General features: G+C 63.2%; 17 protein-coding genes. 4 read left to right on the top strand and 13 right to left on the bottom strand.

Features of this window, described 5'->3' with window-relative positions; genetic code table 11:
• Positions 1–5 precede the first annotated feature (5 nt).
• Positions 6–1,895, top strand: coding sequence for a PAS domain S-box protein (locus NUH87_RS04950; protein ID WP_338525011.1), 1,890 nt, complete (start codon positions 6–8; stop codon positions 1,893–1,895).
• Positions 1,896–1,974: 79 nt separating this feature from the next.
• Here the strand turns inward: NUH87_RS04950 and folD are convergent, their stop codons facing one another.
• The 3 genes from folD to NUH87_RS04935 all read right to left on the bottom strand — a co-directional run bounded on the left by folD (position 1,975) and on the right by NUH87_RS04935 (position 4,674).
• Positions 1,975–2,853 carry a bifunctional methylenetetrahydrofolate dehydrogenase/methenyltetrahydrofolate cyclohydrolase FolD gene (folD, locus tag NUH87_RS04945; RefSeq protein WP_338525010.1) on the bottom strand — a complete coding sequence of 293 codons (879 nt, stop codon included), beginning with the start codon at positions 2,851–2,853 and terminating at the stop codon, positions 1,975–1,977.
• A gap of 174 nt (positions 2,854–3,027) precedes the next feature.
• Positions 3,028–4,071 (bottom strand): LLM class flavin-dependent oxidoreductase, encoded by a 1,044-nt coding sequence (locus NUH87_RS04940; protein WP_338525009.1) that lies wholly within the window; start codon positions 4,069–4,071, stop codon positions 3,028–3,030.
• A gap of 117 nt (positions 4,072–4,188) precedes the next feature.
• Positions 4,189–4,674, bottom strand: a complete 486-nt coding sequence (locus tag NUH87_RS04935; protein ID WP_338525008.1) for a flavin reductase family protein — start codon at positions 4,672–4,674, stop codon at positions 4,189–4,191.
• Between the two features lie 193 nt (positions 4,675–4,867).
• Here NUH87_RS04935 and NUH87_RS04930 point away from each other — a divergent pair, with 193 nt between their 5' ends.
• The 3 genes from NUH87_RS04930 to NUH87_RS04920 all read left to right on the top strand — a co-directional run bounded on the left by NUH87_RS04930 (position 4,868) and on the right by NUH87_RS04920 (position 8,578).
• Positions 4,868–5,875, top strand: coding sequence for an Ldh family oxidoreductase (locus tag NUH87_RS04930; RefSeq protein WP_338525007.1), 1,008 nt, complete (start codon positions 4,868–4,870; stop codon positions 5,873–5,875).
• Positions 5,876–6,374: 499 nt separating this feature from the next.
• The gene (locus NUH87_RS04925; RefSeq protein ID WP_338525006.1) at positions 6,375–7,322 is read left to right on the top strand and encodes a DMT family transporter; all 948 of its coding nucleotides are present in this window, start codon (positions 6,375–6,377) and stop codon (positions 7,320–7,322) included.
• A complete protein-coding gene (locus NUH87_RS04920) occupies positions 7,319–8,578 on the top strand; it encodes an ATP-grasp domain-containing protein (RefSeq protein ID WP_338525005.1) in 1,260 nt (419 codons plus the stop codon). The genes NUH87_RS04925 and NUH87_RS04920 overlap by 4 nt, the downstream gene beginning before the upstream one ends.
• Before the next feature lie 121 nt (positions 8,579–8,699).
• Here NUH87_RS04920 and NUH87_RS04915 read toward each other — a convergent pair whose 3' ends face one another.
• The 10 genes from NUH87_RS04915 to NUH87_RS04870 form a co-directional block, all read right to left on the bottom strand.
• Positions 8,700–10,280, bottom strand: a complete 1,581-nt coding sequence (locus tag NUH87_RS04915; protein WP_338525004.1) for an aldehyde dehydrogenase (NADP(+)) — start codon at positions 10,278–10,280, stop codon at positions 8,700–8,702.
• A 21-nt stretch (positions 10,281–10,301) separates the two neighbouring features.
• On the bottom strand, positions 10,302–11,699 hold the full coding sequence (abaF, locus tag NUH87_RS04910; RefSeq protein WP_338525003.1) for a fosfomycin efflux MFS transporter AbaF: 1,398 nt from the start codon (positions 11,697–11,699) through the stop codon (positions 10,302–10,304).
• 71 nt (positions 11,700–11,770) lie between these two features.
• Complete coding sequence (locus tag NUH87_RS04905; RefSeq protein WP_338525002.1) at positions 11,771–12,688, bottom strand: dihydrodipicolinate synthase family protein; 918 nt, start codon at positions 12,686–12,688, stop codon at positions 11,771–11,773.
• A gap of 134 nt (positions 12,689–12,822) precedes the next feature.
• Complete coding sequence (locus NUH87_RS04900) at positions 12,823–13,851, bottom strand: trans-3-hydroxy-L-proline dehydratase (protein ID WP_338525001.1); 1,029 nt, start codon at positions 13,849–13,851, stop codon at positions 12,823–12,825.
• 9 nt (positions 13,852–13,860) lie between these two features.
• A complete protein-coding gene (locus NUH87_RS04895; protein WP_040065053.1) occupies positions 13,861–14,583 on the bottom strand; it encodes an amino acid ABC transporter ATP-binding protein in 723 nt (240 codons plus the stop codon).
• Entirely contained in the window at positions 14,576–15,226 is a 651-nt protein-coding gene (locus tag NUH87_RS04890; RefSeq protein ID WP_040065054.1) for an amino acid ABC transporter permease, read from the bottom strand. The genes NUH87_RS04895 and NUH87_RS04890 overlap by 8 nt, the downstream gene beginning before the upstream one ends.
• A 9-nt stretch (positions 15,227–15,235) precedes the next feature.
• Positions 15,236–15,901, bottom strand: a complete 666-nt coding sequence (locus tag NUH87_RS04885; protein WP_338525000.1) for an amino acid ABC transporter permease — start codon at positions 15,899–15,901, stop codon at positions 15,236–15,238.
• The gene (locus NUH87_RS04880) at positions 15,894–17,675 is read right to left on the bottom strand and encodes an aconitase family protein (RefSeq protein WP_338524999.1); all 1,782 of its coding nucleotides are present in this window, start codon (positions 17,673–17,675) and stop codon (positions 15,894–15,896) included. Before NUH87_RS04880 ends, NUH87_RS04885 begins: the two co-directional genes overlap by 8 nt.
• A 10-nt stretch (positions 17,676–17,685) precedes the next feature.
• Complete coding sequence (locus NUH87_RS04875; protein WP_338524998.1) at positions 17,686–18,504, bottom strand: transporter substrate-binding domain-containing protein; 819 nt, start codon at positions 18,502–18,504, stop codon at positions 17,686–17,688.
• Positions 18,505–18,747: 243 nt separating this feature from the next.
• Entirely contained in the window at positions 18,748–19,497 is a 750-nt protein-coding gene (locus NUH87_RS04870; RefSeq protein ID WP_040065091.1) for an AraC family transcriptional regulator, read from the bottom strand.
• Positions 19,498–19,534: the final 37 nt, after the last annotated feature.

Here is a 19,534-nt window from a genome sequence, read left to right as displayed (position 1 = left end):
GACGTTTGAAGCTGTTGCACGCTCTGGAGGTGCTCGACACCGAGACAGAGCCGGTTTTTGATCGACTCACCCGCTTGTTGGCCGCCACGCTTGAAATGCCCATTGCGCTGATCTCGCTGATCGACAGCGACCGCCAGTGGTTCAAGTCCAGGGTCGGGCTGGACACCCGGCAGACGCCCCGGGATATCTCCTTCTGCACCATTGCCATCGAGCAGGAGCAGACGATGGTGATCCCTGATGCGTTGAATGATCCGCGTTTTTCTTCCAATCCCCTGGTCCTCAGCAACCCGCATATCCGCTTCTACGCGGGAGCGCCGATCCGTTCCATCGAGGGCTATGCGCTGGGTACGCTCTGCGCGATCGATAACAAGGCGCGGATTCTCACCGATGAGGCGCGGCAGGTCCTGGAGGATTTTGCCGGGCTGGTCAGCCGGGAATTCCAGATGCGCGAGGCCGCGCTGCTTTCCCGCTCGCACATCACCCAGTCCGCGGCGGCCTTCGCGGCCAGCGAGGCGCGCCTGAAAACCGCCTTTGCCCTGGCGCCCACGGGCATCGCGGCAGTGGCGGGCAACGGGCGCTTTCTCAGCGTCAACGGTGCATTCTGCAGCATCGTCGGCTATGACGCCGACGAGCTCATGAGCTTGACCTTCCAGGACATCACCCACCCTGAAGACCTGGACAGCGACTTGAGTCTGCTGCGCCAGTTGACCAACGGCGAAATCGATCGCTACCAGCTCGAGAAAAGGTACCGGCACAAGGACGGCACGTCTGTCTGGGTCGACCTGCATGTGGCCAAGCTGCTGTCGGTGAACGGTGACCTGGAGTATTACATCGCGACGGTGCAGAACATCCAGCTGCGAAAGGAAACCGAGGCGTCCCTGATGACGTTGCGGCACAGCCTGGAGCAGCGTGTCGAGGAGCGTACCGCCGAGCTGCTGCGGGCCAACGAAATGCTTTCCCACACGATGGTTCAACGGCTGCAGGCCGATCGTGAGCTCAGGCAGCGGGAGGCGGAGCTGTCGGCGGTGCTGGAGTACGCCAGTGATGCCTACGTGAGTATCGATGAGTCCGGGGCGGTGAGGGCCTGGAACCGCATGGCCGAGACGACCTTCGGCTGGTCCCGTGATGAAGCGCTGGGTCAGTCATTCGAACAGCTGGTGATCCCGGCGGCGATGCATGAGGGCCAACTGGTGGGCTGGCGAGAGTATCTCGCCACCGGCGATGACCGGGCCATGCGCCAGCGCCTGGAGATCTCGGCGTTGTGTCGTGACGGCACGGTCTTCCCCGTCGAGGTGCGTATCAGCCCTGTCGAAATCGACGGGCAGCGATTTTTCAGTGTCTTCCTGCACGACATTACCGAGCGCAAGGCCATGGCCGAACGTCGCGAGAAAGAGGCGTTGACCGATACCCTGACCGGGTTGCCAAACCGCCGGTCCCTGCTCGAAGGCCTGCCCAACGCGATGGCCAGGGCGCGCCGGACCGGTGTTCCCCTGGCGGTGCTGTTTCTTGACCTGGATGGATTCAAGGCAGTGAACGATACCTTCGGCCATGAAGTCGGCGATGGCTTGCTCCAGGCCGTGGCCGAGAGGTTGAAGACCTGCCTGCGGGAGACCGATGCGGTGTTTCGGCTGGCGGGCGATGAATTCACCGCCGTTGTGGAGGGCCAGATCGGGGGGGGCCGGGACGCGGAACGATTGGCGCAAAAGCTGATTCACCTGATCAGTGAGCCGGTCCTGATCGGCTCGGCCACCGTACAGGTGGGGGTGAGTATCGGTATTGCGATGTATGGGCGCGATGATCCGAGAAGCGCGACGCAACTGTTGCGCGAGGCGGACAGCCGGATGTACGAAGCGAAGCAGGCGGGAAAGGGGCGTTTTGCCTCACAGCAGCGCTGAAGCGCCCCCAAGTCCGTGGCACGGGCTGAAGGTCGGGCGCAGGGCGGGCTGAATCCGCCCTGCATCCCGAGCCCGGGGGCTACCGGGACCGCTGCAACTGCGTGGCGATCACGGTGTTCTTCAGCAGGTAGGCAATGGTCATCGGCCCGACCCCGCCCGGCACCGGGGTGATCGCGCTGGCCACCGTGCGGGCGCTGGCATAGTCGACATCCCCCACCAGGCGGGTGCCGGTCTCGGTTTCAATCCGATTGATCCCCACATCGATCACGACCGCGCCCGGCTTGAGCCAACTGGCATCGATCAACTGTGGGCGACCTACGGCGGCGACCACGATATCCGCTAGCCGGCACAACGCCGGGGCATCGACGCTACGCGAGTGCACCACGCTGACCGAACAATCGGCCTGCAACAGCAAGGTCGCCATCGGCTTGCCGACGATATTCGAACGACCGATGACCACCGCGTGCTTGCCGCGCAGATCACCGCAGGTTTCCTGCAACAGGCGCATGCAGCCGCTGGGCGTGCAGGGCGTCAGGACTTCGGCGCCGTGGACCAGGCCGCCGACGTTCTCCCGATGAAAGCCGTCGACATCCTTGAGCGGGTCGATGGCCTGGATCACCGCATGCTCCTCGATGTGCGCGGGCAGCGGCAGTTGCACCAGGATGCCGTTCACCGCCGGGTCGGCGTTCAGTTCGGCAATCAGTTGCAGCAGTTCGGCCTGGCCGGTGCTTTCCGGCAGGCGATGTTCCAGCGAACGGATGCCGACTTCTTCGGCCCGCAGCAATTTGTTGCGCACATAGACCTGGCTGGCCGGGTCGTCGCCCACCAGGATCACCGCCAGCGCGGGGAAAAGGGCTTGCCGGGCCAGCTCCGCGATCTCGTCGCGGACTTCATTGAGCACCTGGGCGGCGATTGCCTTGCCGTCGATGTCGCGGGCCGGTGCAAGGGAAGAATTCATCGAATGCGTCACCATGGTCTGGGTGGAGGAAAGAGTGGGGCAGGTGGTGACGGAACTATATCACCCGCACGCCGATGACCAGTGTGACATAAGGCTGCATGTCGACGCGCCCGAGCGGACGTCAGGTCGGCAACGCGGGAGCCGCCGGTCGGCGCTCCCGCGGTGTATCGGGGTTCAGCGGAACGCCGGCACCACCTGCTGGATAAACAGCGCCAGGGACTTTTTCTTTTCCTCGTGGGGCAGGCTGTTGTCGCACCAGAAGCTGAACTCGTCGATCCCCAGTTCCTGGTAATAGCGAATCCGCTCGATCACTTCCTGCGGCGTGCCGATCATGGTGTTCTTGCGGATATTCTCCAGTTCGAACTCCGGCCGCTCGGCGAATTTTTCTTCCGGGCTCGGCGCCAGGAAGCCGTTGACCGGCACCTGCTTGTTGCCGAACCAGGCGTCGAAGGTCCGATAGAATTTCGAGATCGCCGTGGCCCCGACTTTCCAGCCTTCGGGATCATCGACCGCATGCACGTGGGTGTGACGCAGCACCATCAGTTGCGGACGCGGCACCTCGGGGTTGTTGTCCAGCGCGGCCTGGAACTTGTTCTTCAGGTCCAGCACCTCTTCGTCGCCCTTCATCAGCGGCGTGACCATCACGTTGCAGCCATTGGCCACGGCGAAGTTGTGGGAGTCCGGGTCGCGGGCGGCGATCCACATCGGCGGGTTGGGCTTCTGGACCGGCTTGGGCACGCTGGTGGAGGTGGGGAATTTCCAGATCTCGCCGTCATGGGCGTAGTCGCCTTGCCACAGGGCGCGTACCACTGGAACCATTTCCCGCAATGCCTGGCCGCCGCTCGATGCGGGCATGCCGCCGGCCATGCGGTCGAATTCCACCTGGTAGGCGCCACGGGCCAGGCCGACTTCCATCCGGCCATTGCTGATCACGTCCAGCAGAGCGCATTCCCCGGCGACCCGCAACGGGTGCCAGAACGGCGCGATGATGGTGCCGGCGCCCAGGTGAATGGTCCGGGTCTTGGCGGCGAGATAAGCCAGCAGCGGCATCGGGCTCGGGGAAATGGTGTATTCCATGGCGTGGTGTTCGCCGATCCACACGGTGCTGAAGCCGCCGGCCTCGGCCATCAGGGTCAGTTCGCTGAGGTCTTCGAACAACTGGCGATGACTGACACTTTCGTCCCAACGCTCCATATGGATGAAGAGGGAAAACTTCATGACGCTTACCTCGGGTCTTTTGTTGTTGGCCGGCAGGTCCGCCTGCTGAATTGTTGGTATACCATAATACTGATTGTTGCCGCGAAGCAAGGACCGCTTGCCGGTCGCCATCCGGGCTCAGGCGAGCGCGGGCAGGGCGCCCATCTTGCCGTGGCAATAGATCATCGGGCTGGCATCGGGCTCCGGCACGATGAGGTTCTTCACCGCGCCGACCATGATCGCGTGGTCGCCGCCTTCATACTCGCGCCACAGTTCGCACTCGATGATGGCGCTGGCGTTGGGCAACAGCGGGTTGCCCAGTTCGCTCAAGGTCCACTGGAGGCCCTGGGCCTTGTCCTTGCCTTTGCGGGCGAAGGCATAGGCCTCGTTCTGCTGCGCGCCGGACAGCACATGAATGGCGAAACGCTTGTTCCTGATCAGCACCGGATAGGAGTCGGAGCTGTAGTTGGGGCAGAACAGCACCAGGGCCGGGTCCATGGACAGGGAACTGAAGGCGCTGGCGGTAAGGCCCACCACCTGGCCGTCGTCATCCAGGGTGGTGATCACGGTGACCCCGGACGGGAAAGAGCCCATGACTTGTTTGTAGATGGCGGCATCGATCATTGGACGGACCTCGGCTGGCTGAAGCGGGTTTTTATTGGTTTTAAGGTATTATGGTATACCGTAATACCATGCTTGCAAGGGCTTTTTTACCAACGCCGGCGGTATGCCGAATTCGTCATGGGGCCGGTTTAAAGCGATCAAGCCGTAAGTCCTGGAATGGGCCAGTCTGGACCGTCTGTTCAAGGAGCTGATGATGATCCGACTGTCCCTGGCCGAAGCTCGCGAGCTGGCCGAATCCATCTTGCTGCACAACGGTTTCAACCTCGCCCACGCCCGTGCGGTGACCGATACGGTGATTGCCGGTGAGCGCGATGGCTGCGCCTCCCATGGCCTGTACCGGGTGCTGGGGTGCGTGAATTCGCTCCGGGCCGGCAAGGTGGCCGCCGATGCCCAGCCGCGGGTGATCGATCAGGCACCGTCGATTGTGCGTGTCGATGCGGCGGGCGGTTTCTCCCAGTTGGCGTTCCAGGCGGGCCTGCCGTTGCTGCAGGAGAAAGCCCGGGCCAACGGGGTCGCGGCCCTGGCGATCAATCACTGTGTGCATTTCTCCGCGTTGTGGGTCGAGATCGAGCAACTGACCGCTGCCGGCCTCGTGGCGCTGGCCTGCACTCCCAGCCATGCCTGGGTCGCGCCGGCGGGCGGGAGCCAGCCGCTGTTCGGGACCAATCCCATTGCGTTTGGCTGGCCGCGCCCGGGCCACACGCCCTTTGTCTTCGACTTCGCCACCAGTGCGATTGCCCGGGGCGATATCGAGTTGCATCGGCGCGCCGGCAAGGCGATTCCCCCAGGCTGGGGCGTGGACGCCCACGGGCAGCCGAGCACCGATGCGAACGTGGTGCTCGATAGCGGCGCGATGTTGACGTTCGGCGGGCACAAGGGGTCGGCGTTGGCGGCCATGGTGGAGTTGATCGCCGGGCCGTTGATCGGTGACCTGACCAGTGCCGAATCGTTGGCCTATGACGCCGGCAGCAAGTCGTCGCCGTACCATGGCGAGCTGATCATCGCGTTTGACCCGCAGCGCTTCCTCGGCGCGGCCACCGAGCAGCATCTGGCCCGTGCCGAAGTCCTGTTCGAAAGCATCCAGGGGCAGGGCGCACGCCTGCCGTCGCAACGGCGTTATGAAGCGCGGGCGCGCAGCCTGGTCGAGGGCGTGCAGATCCCCGAGGCGCTGTACAACGATCTGAAGGCGCTGCTGGCGTGAGTTTGTATTGCATTCACTTGACCGCCGCATCCGAACTGACTCGATGCTGTACGACCTGAGTAGGAGAGGGGACTTCCTCCTCTCACCGCCTTTGTGCAGTTACATATTGCGCCAGGAAATAGCCTACAGTAGATTTCCTGCCTTGCAGCAGTCCCGGATGGATTGCATACATGGACGTTAGTTCGCTGTCTGGCGGACGTTTACAAGGAAGTTATAGGATGCCGGCTGCCCGTAGTCCGACTATCTATCAGCGGGCCTTGTTCGATAAGACACTGGTCAGTTTCAAAGCGCCTTTGCCCGGTGAGGCCTTGTTCTTGCCGGCACCGCTACGGGCAACCAATGGGCCGGACCCTGAAGGGTTCCGGCTGGAGCTGGTTACCTGTTATCGGAGCGCCCCCCCTTATCTTGCCGATACCGGGCAGTACGCGGAAAACCCACAGGCACGCTTCAATTTCCCTGCCTCGCACTATGCGCGACGGGTGCTTGGGGAGTCACCTCGTTGAACGCCTTGAAAGGGCGGCTACTGCTGTTCACCTTTGCCATTCTGGCGCTGTTTTCGATCAGTTGGCTGTTGTCCAAGAACCTGATTGGCAGCATCCCGGTGATGCATGCCGTTGGGCTCAGGCTTTGGGCGACGACGGCTGCCCTGTGGTTGATCGTGGCGTTTCGCGAGCGGGCCGCATTGGCCTCCATACCCCTGCGCTCAAGGTTGCCGGGGTTTTTCATGCTGTCGGTCCTGGGCTTCTCCCTGTATTTCGCCTGCAGCTTCGGCGCCTTGAAGTCGCTGAAGGCCAGTGACCTGACCATGGTCCTTGCGACTATTCCGGGCATTACCTACCTGCTGGGTCTCCTGTCTCGCAGCCTGGGGTTTTCCTGGTTGAAGCTCAGTGGCGTGCTGATCGTCAGCGCGGCTGCATTGGCGTTCAATGCGAGCGGTAATGAAGGCGGCGCGGTGAGTCCGGCCGGCATTGCACTGGCATTGGTGGCGGCGTTTTCCTATGCCGTGTATGGCCTGCTGTCCAAGCGCTACCTCAAGGATTTGCCTCTGCTCACCTCGCTGGCCTGGGTCACCCTGATCTCTGCCACGTCCTTCGTGCCTTTGTTCATGCTTGATCCGGCGCCCTTGTTGCTGCTGAGCCTGGAGGATGTTCTCAAGGTGCTGATTCTGGGGGCTGCCTGCTCGGCTCCGGTTTATGTGTTGTACCAGAAGGTCCTGGCCGAAGGCGGCGTGCTGTACGCCAACGCGATCGGCCTGCTTGCGCCTTTCGCCGTGGTCGCCGGTGAGTGGTTGATCGGCTCCGGGGTGGCGTTAGGGGCAGTGAAAATCATTGCGATGATTGCGGTCATGGTCGGTATCAGCCTGTTGTTCGTCGATGCATCGGGTGTCTCGGGATGGCAATTGAAGCGCCGCCCCCCACGACTCCCGGTTACTGAGGAAATAAAATGAAAAAGCTGGCGTTGGTTTGCCATCGCAGTGCCAAGTTGTCATTCGTATTTGAGGCCGCACAAGCGGCGGGCATTGAACTGGTACTGATTTACGACACGACCGAGAGCGCTCCCGCTCAGTTGCCGGCGGTCACCTCGACCTGGCAACTGCCGGTTTTCGATGAGCCCCAAGTGGCTCTGGAAGCCTTCGCGGCCGGAGTGGAAGAGCGCGGGATTGGCGGGGTCATGACCGTTCGCGAAGAGGCGATCATCTGGACGGCCCTGGCGGCGAAAAAAATCGGTACGCCTGGCATCGAGCCGGAAGTGGCGGCGTTAGCGCGCAACAAATACCTGATGCGTCAGGCGTTCGCCGAGGCAGGCTTGAGGTCGCCGGGGTTTCGCTACATCGACAATCCCGAAGACCTTTCACAAGTCCATGCCCTGGGTTTGCCACTGGTGATCAAGCCGCTTTCCGGCTGGTCGAGCACCGGTGTGATGCTGGCCAGGAGCGCCGAAGAGCTACCCGGCCTCATCAAGGCCGTCTGGGATGTCCAGAGCAAGGATCTGGCGCGTTTCTACGATCAGGACAAGGCCGTGGGCCTGGTGGTCGAGCAGTATCTGCCCGGCAAAGAGTTCGTGGTGGAGTGCTTTGTCGATATCGAAGGCGTGCATGTCCTGGCAGTCGGCGACAAGGGCCAGCCTGAAGGGCCCTGGTTTGAAGAAACGATCTATCGCCAACGCCGTGATATCGATGATCCGTTGATCGTTGCCTTGTGCGAGGCGGCGCGTGAGGGGGTGAAGGCTTTGGGCATTACCATGGGCGCCGCGCATGTGGAGCTTCGCCTGGATGCCCGGCAGCAACCTTATGTGATTGAAATCGGCGCTCGTATCGGTGGCTCGGGCGTGTCGCACTTTGTGGTGGAGCAGAGCACCGGCGTCTCGTTCGCAAAACTGTGCATGACCGCTGCCCTGGGCTTGCCGACCCCAGCACTGCCCGATGTGCTGCCTGCCGCCAGAGTGGCGGCGAACTACATCATTCCACTGCGCGGCGATGGCCGTTTCAGCGGTTTCTCGGGGCTGGACAAGGTTGAGCAGCATCCTGAAACCGCACGGGTCGTGACCTTTTTCGAGGCAGGGCACATTTCACCACCCCCTCCGGCATTTGGCGGGTACCCAGGGTTCATCTTCTCGGTACATGCCTCGGACGAAGCCGCCAATGCCTATCACCAATGGCTTGATGACACATTGAGCATCATCTGGAACTACGACCTTTCGTGATCGGCGTTGGGGACAACATCGGTGTGCGTAGCGCGCCGGAGTTCATCTTCTGTGTGTTTATGTCTATATCGACAACCTGAGTGATTACAAGGAAGCGGGCGCCCGATCACCGGCGAAGGGTTCATAGGGGATTGCGGTGGCTGGTGCCGTCCACCAGGCGATTGATACCCAGCGGGTTGGCGTTTTTCAGCGCCTCGGGGAGCCAGGTATCCGGGCAGTTCTGGTAGCACACCGGACGCAGGAAACGCTCGATGGCCAGGCTGCCGACCGACGTGCCCCGGGCATCGGAAGTGGCCGGGTAAGGCCCGCCGTGGACCATCGCATCACAGACTTCGACTCCCGTCGGATAGCCGTTGAACAACACCCGGCCGACCTTTTGCTCCAGCAGCGGCAGCAGCTCGCCGTGGCCTTGCAGATCGCCAGCCTCGGCAATCAGCGTGGCCGTGAGTTGACCGTGAAGGCACTGTAGGGTGCGTTGCAGTTCGGCTTTGTCGGCCACTTCAACCACGATAGTGGTCGGGCCGAAGACTTCTTCCTGCAACAGCGGATCACCGTCGAACAGCAGGTTGACGTCAGCCTTGAACAGCTGTGGCTGTGCCTGGTTGCCCTGCTGAGGCTGGCCGGCCAGATGACGGATGCCAGCATGATCGAGCAAGGCCTGCACACCGTTGCGGTAGCTGCGCAGCGTGCCGGCGTTGAGCATGGTTTGCGCCGGTTGCTCGTTCATCAAGGTGCCGAGCAGGGCCGTGAAGGCGCTGAACCTTGGCGAAGCGATGCCGATCACCAGGCCCGGATTGGTACAGAACTGCCCGCAGCCCTGCACCACCGAGGCCACCAGTTCACGGGCGATGGTTTCGCCGCGCAGGTGCAAGGCTTCGGGCAACACCACGACTGGGTTGATGCTGCTCATTTCGGCGAACACCGGAATCGGTTGTGGCCGTGTGGCGGCCATGTCGCAGAGCGCGCGTCCGCCCGTCAGCGAGCCGGTGAAGCCGACGGCCTGAATCGCCGGATGCTTGACCAGTGCTTCACCGACCCCCGCGCCGTAGATCATGTTGAACACGCCCTTGGGCATGTCGGTGTGCTCGGCGGCACGGATGATCGCATCGGCCACCTGTTCCGCGGTTGCCATATGCCCGCTATGGGCCTTGAACACCACCGGGCAACCCGCGGCCAGCGCGGCAGCGGTATCGCCGCCGGCGGTGGAGAACGCCAGCGGGAAATTGCTCGCGCCGAACACCGCAACCGGACCGACGCCGATCCGGTACTGGCGCAGGTCGACCCGTGGCAGCGGCTGACGTTCGGGCAAGGCGCGGTCGATGCGCGCACCATAGAAATCACCACGGCGCAGGACTTGCGCGAACAGGCGCATCTGGCCACTGGTACGAGCGCGTTCGCCCTGGATACGAGCGCTCGGGAGCGCCGTCTCGCGGGTAACCAGGGCGACGAACTCATCGTCCAGCGCATCCAGTTGCGCGGCGATGGCGTCAAGAAAATCCGCACGCCGGTGGGCCGACAGTGAGCTGAAGACCGGGTAGGCCGATGCGGCGGCTCGGGCGGCGCCGTTCACTTCGTCACCCGTGGCCTGCATGAACACGAAGGGCAGGGCTTCACCGGTATTGGCGTCATGGCTGTGCAGGGTGAGGTTGCCGGCGGCGCTACGCGCACCGCCGATGTAGTTGTGGCCGATGATGTCGGGCATGGAAAACTCCTGTGATTAAGCTCATGCCAGCGAGTCGCCCCGGCGTGGCGTGGCGAGTTCGGCGCCATCGAAGGCAGAGATACGCGCAGCCGATTCGGCATCCACGGCGTGCAGCGATTTGCCACGGGTTTCGCGGGTCAGGCCGACGGCGACGAGGGAAATCAGCGCAGCCCCGACCAGGTAGAAGGCGATCGGTGTCGAGCTGTGGTACTGGTTGAGCAGGGTGAGGGCAATCAGCGGCGCCAGTGATCCGGCGAAAATCGGCGCTACCTGATAACACAACGACAGCGCGGTGTAGCGCACGTGGGTCGGGAACATTTCGGCCATCAGCGCCGAGTAGGGCGCGTAGGTCATCGACTCGATGGCCAGGCCCAGGGTGATGGCCGCCATGATCAGCCAGTTGTTGCCGGTGTCCATCATGGGGAAGCCGATGAAGCCCCAGAACGCGGTGAGCACCGCGCCGGTCAGGTACACCGGTTTACGTCCGATCAGATCGGACAGATAGCCCATCAGCGGGATCAGGAAGAAATGCAGCAGGTGCGCGCCGAACATCAGCAGCAGAACCTGTGAAGTGTCCTTGTGCACCACCAGTTTCAGATAAGTGATCGAGAAGGTCACCACGGTGTAATAAAGGATGTTTTCGGCAAACCGCGCGCCGATACCGACCAGCACGGCACGCCAGTGATGACGCAACACCTCGACCACGCCCAACTGCTGTTGCTTGTTCTGTGCCTGCCGCGCTTGAGCTTCCTTGAAGATCGGTGCGTCATCGACGCTGGTGCGAATCCAGTAGCCGATCAGCACCACCACCGCCGAGAACCAGAACGCGACGCGCCAGCCCCAGGCAAGGAACTGCGCCTCCGACAGATTCGAGGACAACAGCAGCAGGGCGATGGTGGCGACCAGGTTGCCGGCCGGAACACCGGCTTGCGGCCAACTGGCCCAGAAGCCTCGACGATTGTCCGGACAGTGTTCGGACACCAGCAGGATCGCACCGCCCCATTCACCGCCAAAGGCGAAGCCCTGGATCAGCCGCAACACCACCAGCAAGACCGGTGCCGCGTAGCCGATCTGCTCGAAGCCGGGCAGGCAACCCATCAGGAAGGTGGTGATGCCGACCACCACCAGGCTCAGTTGCAGCAGGCGCTTGCGGCCGAATTTGTCACCGTAGTGGCCGAACACCAGGCCACCCAGCGGGCGGGCGAGAAAGCCGACGGCATACAGGGCGAAGGCGGCGAGGATGCCATCGACCGGGCTGTCGGTCTGACGAAAGAACAGCTGGCCGAAGACCAGTGCCGAGGCAGTGCCATAAAGAAAGAATTCATACCACTCGGCGACAGTGCCGGCCATGGCGGCGGCCACGACACGCTTCAGTCCTGAAGCGGTGGTGGCGCGGGAGGTACTTCGAGGGTTGGACATGCTGGCGTTTCCTGTAGAGGTGCAAGGACAGGCTGCCGGGCCGGACCCGCAAGGGTCCGCCCGGCAATCACTCAGAGACCGACGTCCGGCAGCGGCGGACGATTGGCCAGGGCCTTGGCCATGATCTGCTCGACGAACACCCGGTCGGCTTCCGGCAAGGCCAGGCGCGGCGGGCGGGTCAGGGCGCTGCCACGACCGGCAATGGCTTCGCACAACTTGATGCACTGCACCAGGTCCGCCCGGGCGTCGAGGTGCAGGATCGGCATCAGCCATTCGTAGATCGGCATGGCCTCGGCGAAGCGACCGGCCTTGGCCAGGCGGAAGATGGTTTCGCCCTCGATAGGGAACACGTTGGACATGCCCGAGACCCAACCTTCGGCCCCCACCGCGATGCTTTCCAGCACCACATCGTCGAGACCGGCGAACAGTACGAAACGGTCGCCGACTTCATTGCGCACGTCGATGAAACGCCGGGTGTCGCCGGAGGAATCCTTGAAGCACACCACGTTGTCGCAGTCGGCCAGGGAAATCAGGATGTCCGGGGTCACGTCGTTCTTGTAGATCGGTGGGTTGTTGTAAACCATCAACGGCACGTCGGCGTTTTTCGCCACATAGCGGTAGTGCTCGGCGGTCTCGAAGGGCTTGGAGCCGTAGACCAGCGCCGGCATCAGCATCACGCCGTCGACGCCGGCCCTGCGCACCGCGTTGGCCACCTTGGCCGCTTGCACGCTGGTGAACTCGGCCACGCCGCAAATCACCGGCACGCGACCGCGGGCGGCGTCGACAGCGACTTCGGTCACGGCGATCTTTTCTTCGGCGCTCAGCGAGGTGTTTTCCCCCACCGAGCCACACACCACCAGGCCCGAGACGCCGTCGCGGATCACGTTGGAGATCACTTGGTGGGTCTTTTCCAGGTTGATGGAGAAGTCGTCGTTGAATTGAGTGGTGACCGCCGGGAAGACGCCGCTCCAGTTGATGCGTTTGCTCATGATGCACTCCAGTGGTTAAACGTATTTCGTATACGATATTTTAAGTGAAAAAATTAGACCAGTGTTTTTTCGCCGGGCGCCGTCATGGCGCCACCGGTTTGTCTCAATCAGCCGTCAAGCAGGGGGGTTGGCGCTCAGGCACCGGGCCAGGTGTCCGACAACCGGTAGCCTTCCGGCCACGGATCGCTCGGGTCGAGCAGCAATTGATGGGTGCCGGTGATCCAGGCCCGGCCGGAAAGGCACGGATAGATCGCCGTACGCCCGGCCACCTCGGTCAGGGAGTCGATACGGCAATGGAACTCCGAGCCGATGATCGAGCGTCCGATAAAACGCTCCCCGACCTTCAGCACACCCTTGGCCTGCAACACCGCCATGCGCGCCGAGCAACCGGTGCCACAGGGCGAGCGGTCGATCTTGCCGGGGCGGATCACCACGGCGTTGGCCGCGCTGGCGACGCCGTTCTCGTAGACCACGGGCGCGGCGATCTGGCAGAAGGAGATATGCGACCAGTCGGGGTTCAGCGGATGGACGAAGCCCAGTTGCTCGTTGGCGGCCCGGGTAATCTTCAGGCCGATTTCGACCAGGTCCCTGGCTTCGTCGGGGCGAATGGCAAAGCCCAGGCGTCGGGCGTCGACGATGGCGAAGCTGTCGCCGCCATAGGCGGTGTCGACCTGGATCGAACCCAGGCCCTCGACTTCGATCCAGGCGTCGAGACGGTCGGCGAACGACGGGACGTTCTTGATTTCCACCCGCTGGACCTTGCCGTCCTTGCACTCGGCCACGGCTTCGATGAGGCCGCCGGGGGCTTCGAGGACCAGCCGGGTCTGTGGCTCGGTCATCGGCAGGATGCCGCTGTCGAGCAGCACGGTGGACACGCACAGCGAATTGGAACCGGACATCGGCGGGGTATCGGCCGGCTCCATGATGATCCAGGCCATCTGCGCCCGCGGGTTCTTGGCCGGCACCAGCAGGTTGACGTGGCGGAACACCCCGCCGCGGGGTTCGTTGAGGACGAAGTTGCGCAGGGTCTGGTCCTCGGCGATCCAGCGCGACTGTTCCCACACCGTGGCCCCGGGCGGCGGGGCGACGCCACCGACAATCACATCGCCGACTTCACCTTCGGCATGGCAGCTGACCACGTGAACGATTTTCGATGAGCGCATCGGGTGCTCCTATTTGACCGATTTGAGGAACGCCGCCGTTTCCGGCTGCATGGGATTGCCGATGACCTGGTCGGGCGCGCCGATCTCGTGCACCAGGCCGTTGCGGAAGAACGCCACGCGATCGGACACGTCGCGCGCAAAGCGGATTTCGTGGGTCACCAGGACCATGGTCATGCCGTCTTCGGCGAGCATGCGCATGGTGTCCAGCACTTCGCCCACCAACTGTGGGTCGAGGGCCGAGGTGGCTTCGTCGAACAGCATGTAGTCCGGCGACATGGCCAGGGCCCGGGCAATCGCCATGCGCTGTTGCTGGCCGCCGGAGAGCTTGCCGGGAAAGGTCTTGAGCTTGTCGCCCAGGCCCACGTGGGTCAGTTGCCGGACCGCCAGTTCCTCGGCCTCCTGCTTGCTCCTGCCGAGCACCTTGCGCGGCGCCAGCATCACGTTTTCCAGCACGGTCAGGTGCGGGAAGGCGTTCCACTGCTGGAACACGATGCCGATCTTCTGCCGCAGGCGGTTGAGGTCGGTGGCCTTGTCGTGGACCTCGATGCCGTCGACGCGGATGTTGCCCTTGTGAATCGATTCCAGGCCGTTGATGCACATGAGCAGGGTCGATTTACCCGAGCCGGAGCCGCCGATGATCGACACCACCTCGCCCTTGTCCACCGTCAGGCTGACGCCCTTGACCACTTCGAGGTCGCCGAAGGATTTGTGTACGTTGTCGATCTCAATCATTTTCTTGCCACCTTCTTTCCAGACGAGCGCCGAGGCGAGCGACCACCAGGCTCATGACGTAGTAGATAAGGCCCGCGATGCACAGCACCAGCAGCGGTTCCTGGATGCGCGTGACGATGGTTTGCGAGGCGCGCAGCAGTTCGACGATGCCGATCCACATCACCAGCGCGGTGTCCTTCATCACCCCGAGCACCAGGTTCAGCCAGCCGGGGAACGCCACCCGGGTGGCCATCGGCAGGACGATCCAGCGCAGGTCCTGGACAAAGCTCAGGCCCAACGAGCGACTGGCCCGGCGCAGGGTCAGCGGCACCGACAGCACGCCGCCGCGCACGATCTCGGTGAAGTACGCGGCGGTGTAGACCCCGAGCACGATGCAGCCGACGCCGAAGGCGCTGATGTTCAAGCCGACGATGCTTTTCAGCGAATTGAACAGCACGAACTGGATCAGCAACGGAATGCTGCGAAACGCATCCAGCACCCAGGCCAGGGGCAGGCTGGCGCGTGGCAGCAGGGCGCGTAACAAACCGAACAACAGCCCGCTGCAAGAGCCGAGGAGGATCGCCCAGCCGGTCAGTTGCAGCGTGACCCAGGCGCCGTTGAGCAGGAACAGCAGGTCATTCCAGGACAAACTGGTGGAAAACATGGTCACTCCTCAGTAGCGGAACAGCCGCCAGGCCATCAGCCGGGCCGCTGCGACGATCGCCTTGGCAATCAGGTAATACAGCACCGCGGCAATGGCGAAGAACTCGAAGGTGCGGAAGGTCTTGACGTTGTATTCCTGGGTCACCCCGGTGAGGTCATTGTTCAGTCCGACCACCACCCCCAGCGACGTCATCAACACCGCCCAGACCATCTGGTTGCTCAGCGGATAGAAGACGATGCGCAGCAACTGCGGGACGATGATCATCCGGTAGGCCTGGAAGGCGCTCATGCCCAACGAGCGCGCGGCGCGCACTTGCGTATCGGGCACCGCCTTGAGGCCGCCGCGAAAGTTTTCCGCGAGATAACCGGCGTTGTTGAAGGTGATCCCGGCGAGCAGCGCGAACCAGGAACTGACATGCAGATCCAGCGAGCCGAGACCGAAGTAGAGGATGTAGACCTGGAACAGCGACGGGGTGTTGCGGGCAATCGACACCCAGCCGTTACCGATGCCACGCAGCAACGGATTACGGGTTTCGCGCATCACCGTCAGGGCCAGGGCGATCAGCACCCCGAAGATCATCGACAAGGCGGCGGTCTCGAAGGTGACGAGGGCCCCGGCGAGCATGTCCGGCAGGGCGCGCAGGGCCGCGCGCCATTGAAAGGTGTAGTCAAACATGCGCGAGATTCTCCAGTGGGACGGCAGGCGCCAACCAAGCCGGCAAACGCCCGCTGGCGGTGGCGGTGCAGGCGGCGTCGACGCATTCGGCGAGGCTGGCGAAGTGCACCTTGCGGCCCACCAGCCCGGGCGCGTAGTGGGCGTACTTGCCCGAGTTGGTCATCAGGGTCTTGGCGGCCAACGGGATCACCGGCTCGCCGAGCATGCACCAACAGGTGTCCGTGACCAGGGTGGCGCCGAAGGCTTCGATCACCGCGATGTGCCCGGCGGCGCGGGCCTGTTCCAATACCGCGCGGCCGCAGGTGATGGCGAGGACCACCCCGGGGTGCTTGTGTCGACCCCGGCATAGCCGGGCCAGATGGGCAAATTCGCCGAGGGAGAAATGCGGGTTGCCCAGGGACACCACATCCACCCGGCGGTCGCGGGCACTGTTGAGTTCACGCCAACTGAGCAGCAGGTCCTGCAGGCGGATTTTTTCCACGGGGATCGGGACGTCCGGCTCCAGCACCTGGGCCGGGTCGAGTGCCTCCGGCGTCACCCCGGCGATATGAAACAGCGGCGCGGCGGAAGTGGTGGCGAAGGCCGCGCCGAAGGCTTTCAGGTCGTCCAGGCTCGGCTGGCGCTGTTCCAGCCCCAGCACCAACGGAATCCGGCTGCCGGCCAGGGCGCCGATGTGATAACCGAGCAGCGGGTAGAACGCATCATCCAGTTCGCCCAGGGCGGGCAGTTCGATTTTCAGCCGGGCCTTGCGTTGGGCCTCCAGATGGCAGCCAATCAACGGCGCGCGACCGGTCAGGGCAATGCAGATATCCAGGTAGTCCGGGTATTTCAGGGTACGGGCGCCGATCACGCTGTTGGCGTAGACCACGGCGTTGGACTCGGCCCAGACGATCTGTTCGCCGACCTTCGGCGCGCTGTCGAGCAAGTAGGGCGCGCAGGTGAAACTGAGCTGCGCGCCCATCGCCATATACGCATCGCCCAAGGCGCTGGCGGGTACACCCAGTGCCGGGTCGATACCCAACTCGCGCCAGCGGCGCTGGTCGACCGAGATGGAGTTGAGGGTGGTCGGTACCCGCACTTTTGCCCCCCATTGCACCCACTGTTCGGCAAAACGCAGGCTCGCAGGTCCCGTATAGATGCAGCCGTCGATGTGTGCCTGGGTGACATCCACCAGGCTGCTGGCACCTTGCAGTTGCGCCATGCGCAGGACGATCCGCATGGCGACTTGGGCGGCCTTGCCGTATTGGCCATCGAGCAGCGCCAGGTCGTATTCGGTGAGTTGGATCGAGTCGTCGGTTTTTTCGCTGGGCAACGCTTTGTCGAGTGTCTGTCCGGCAGTCTCGGGCACCTGTTCGAACAGCGTTACGCCGGCACCTTCGACCCGCGCGAAGACCTTGCCGCGCAAGGCGGCGAAGGCCTCCCGGCCGATGCACAGCACCGGCAGGGAACGCTCGAAAAGGGTCTGTGCCACCAGCACGCCCAGGGTCAGGATCTCATCCGGCTCGGCCAGCACCAGGGCGGCGGGCGCGTGACCGTTGCTGATCAGCTCCATCATCACGCTGCTGCCGGTGCAGGAGCCGCGGCCGCTGGGCAGCGCCAGCACGCGACCGGCCAGGTGCTCGCCACTCAAGGGGTGATGGCGGTCGATCACCTCGCCACTGAAGGGATCGACTCCGCCCCAGAAACTCAGGCCGACATCGGCGAACAGCAGGGAACCTTGGGCGGCCCCCTCGACCAGGCTGCGTCCGATCAGGGAAGTGGGCGTGCTGGGCATTCAGCTTTCCTCAGTAGTAGACGTGGGGCACGGTCAGGTCGGTCGGTGGAATCTCGGTTCCGACCCACTTGACGAACAGCTCCTTGTAACGTCCGGTACGGACCTGCTGGTTGACGAACAGGTTGAGGTAGTTGATCAGGCCATACTCGTTGCGCTTGGCACCCAGCGAGACATAGTCGATGACATACGGGGCATTGCCGGCGACCTTCAGGTTCTTGTATTTGCCTGATTTAAGCGTAGCGGCTGCCACGGTATTGGTGACGACGGTGGCGTCGATATGGCCCTGGGCGACGGCCAGGATGGTGTCGTTCTGCGATTGGTAGGCGCGGAAGCTGCCGGTCCCCCAACTCTTCTGGTCCTTTTCCAGGGCGATGGCTTCGAAGGTGCCGCTGGTGTTGCCGACCGGCTTGCCCTTGAGGTCTTCGTACTTGCCGATGCCGGTGTCGCTACGGGTCAGGACCACCATCTGGAAGGCGAAGTAGGGAAGGGACAGGCCCACGGTCTTGGCCCGCTCGAGGGTGTCGGAGGTGGAGGCTACGATCACGTCGGCACGGCCCGAGACCAGCGCCGGAATCCGATCCGGAAACGGTGTCTCGACGATCTCGGCCTCGACCCCGAGGATTTTCGCCAGGTCGTTGCAGTAGTCGACGTCGAAGCCCACCGGCTTGTTGCTCTCGTCGCGAGAACCCATCGGCGGGAAGTCCAGGGTCACGGCGCAGCGCAGTTTGCCCGAGCCGATGATGTCGTCGAGCTTGTCGGCCTGGGCCGTGGCGATAAAAGCAGTACTGAGAACAGCGCTGAGGGCTACGGCAAATGTGCGGTTTTTCATAGAGGCCTCGTGGTCGGTTGAGTGCTGTTGAATATCGTATTGCGAATTTCGTATACGATATTTAATTAGCAATGAGCGTGCCTGTTTTTCCGCGATCGCGCGAATGACCGTCGAGGCCATGGGCTAGAGATGTTGCGGGGTTGTCGGGGGCGCAAACGCGAGAACGCGGGGTATTGGCGGGGTGTTACAGAAGGGAGCAATAGGACACATCGCGCCCCTTAAAGGAACACTCGCCCCGCGCCCTCAGCGACGACTGTCGCGATACTGGCTGGGCGCGAGGCCGGTCAGGGCGCGGAACTGCCGGCTGAACGCGCTGTGGTCGGTGTAACCGCAGCGCAGGGCGATTTCGGTGATGGGCAAGTCGGTGTGCAGCAACAGCCGCGAGGACTCCTCCAGGCGGGCCTTGTGAATCATCTGTCGCGGGGTGAGCTGGAACACCCGCTTGCAGTGGCGTTCCAGTTGCGCCACGGAAAACCCGGCAATCGCCGTCAGTTCGGCGAGGCTGATGGGCCGGGCGAAATGGCTGCGGATATGGGCATCCACCGCAGCGAGTTTCGGGAAGGCCGGATGACTGGACTGGGGCAATTGCAAATCGCGGGAGATACCGGCGAGGCCGACGATATGACCTTGCGGGTCGAGCAGCGCGAGTTTGTGGGTCAGGCACCAGACCGGCTGGTTGCCGTAATAGAGGTGCAGTTCGAGTTGGTCGGCCAGCTCGCGACCACTCGCCAGCACCCGGCGATCCTGCGCGGTGTACAGCGGGCCGAAGCGTTCCGGGAAGACCATTTCGGCGGTGCGCCCGAGCAGCTCGGCGCTCTGTTTGAAGCCGCAGCGCCGCGCCAGGGTCTGGTTGACGAAGACGTAGCGGGCCTCGCGGTCCTTGATGAAGAACACCACGTCCGACAGGGTATCGAGCAGCGGCGCGATCGACTGCAAATTGCTCAGCAGCGTGGGCAGATCGCAGGGTTTGAAGTGGCTGAGCGAGGCATGCATGGCGCTGGAGGTCCGATGGCGATCTCCGCGATCATAG

Source organism: Pseudomonas batumici (assembly GCF_036585405.1).
In the GTDB taxonomy this organism is placed as follows: domain Bacteria; phylum Pseudomonadota; class Gammaproteobacteria; order Pseudomonadales; family Pseudomonadaceae; genus Aquipseudomonas; species Aquipseudomonas batumici.
Note: the sequence above shows the minus strand (reverse complement) of the source record. Positions and strands in the feature narration are given on the sequence as shown.

Bases quoted from the DNA above. Each gene is read 5' to 3' on its own strand.
- NUH87_RS04905 (WP_338525002.1), bottom strand. From the start codon at position 12,688: ATGAGCAAACGCATCAACTGGAGCGGCGTCTTCCCGGCGGTCACCACT.
- NUH87_RS04920 (WP_338525005.1), top strand. From the start codon at position 7,319: ATGAAAAAGCTGGCGTTGGTTTGCCATCGCAGTGCCAAGTTGTCATTC.
- folD (WP_338525010.1), bottom strand. From the start codon at position 2,853: ATGAATTCTTCCCTTGCACCGGCCCGCGACATCGACGGCAAGGCAATC.
- NUH87_RS04940 (WP_338525009.1), bottom strand. From the start codon at position 4,071: ATGAAGTTTTCCCTCTTCATCCATATGGAGCGTTGGGACGAAAGTGTC.
- NUH87_RS04870 (WP_040065091.1), bottom strand. From the start codon at position 19,497: ATGCATGCCTCGCTCAGCCACTTCAAACCCTGCGATCTGCCCACGCTG.
- NUH87_RS04930 (WP_338525007.1), top strand. From the start codon at position 4,868: ATGATCCGACTGTCCCTGGCCGAAGCTCGCGAGCTGGCCGAATCCATC.
- NUH87_RS04915 (WP_338525004.1), bottom strand. From the start codon at position 10,280: ATGCCCGACATCATCGGCCACAACTACATCGGCGGTGCGCGTAGCGCC.
- NUH87_RS04885 (WP_338525000.1), bottom strand. From the start codon at position 15,901: ATGTTTGACTACACCTTTCAATGGCGCGCGGCCCTGCGCGCCCTGCCG.
- NUH87_RS04880 (WP_338524999.1), bottom strand. From the start codon at position 17,675: ATGCCCAGCACGCCCACTTCCCTGATCGGACGCAGCCTGGTCGAGGGG.
- NUH87_RS04935 (WP_338525008.1), bottom strand. From the start codon at position 4,674: ATGATCGATGCCGCCATCTACAAACAAGTCATGGGCTCTTTCCCGTCC.
- NUH87_RS04895 (WP_040065053.1), bottom strand. From the start codon at position 14,583: ATGATTGAGATCGACAACGTACACAAATCCTTCGGCGACCTCGAAGTG.
- NUH87_RS04875 (WP_338524998.1), bottom strand. From the start codon at position 18,504: ATGAAAAACCGCACATTTGCCGTAGCCCTCAGCGCTGTTCTCAGTACT.
- abaF (WP_338525003.1), bottom strand. From the start codon at position 11,699: ATGTCCAACCCTCGAAGTACCTCCCGCGCCACCACCGCTTCAGGACTG.
- NUH87_RS04900 (WP_338525001.1), bottom strand. From the start codon at position 13,851: ATGCGCTCATCGAAAATCGTTCACGTGGTCAGCTGCCATGCCGAAGGT.
- NUH87_RS04890 (WP_040065054.1), bottom strand. From the start codon at position 15,226: ATGTTTTCCACCAGTTTGTCCTGGAATGACCTGCTGTTCCTGCTCAAC.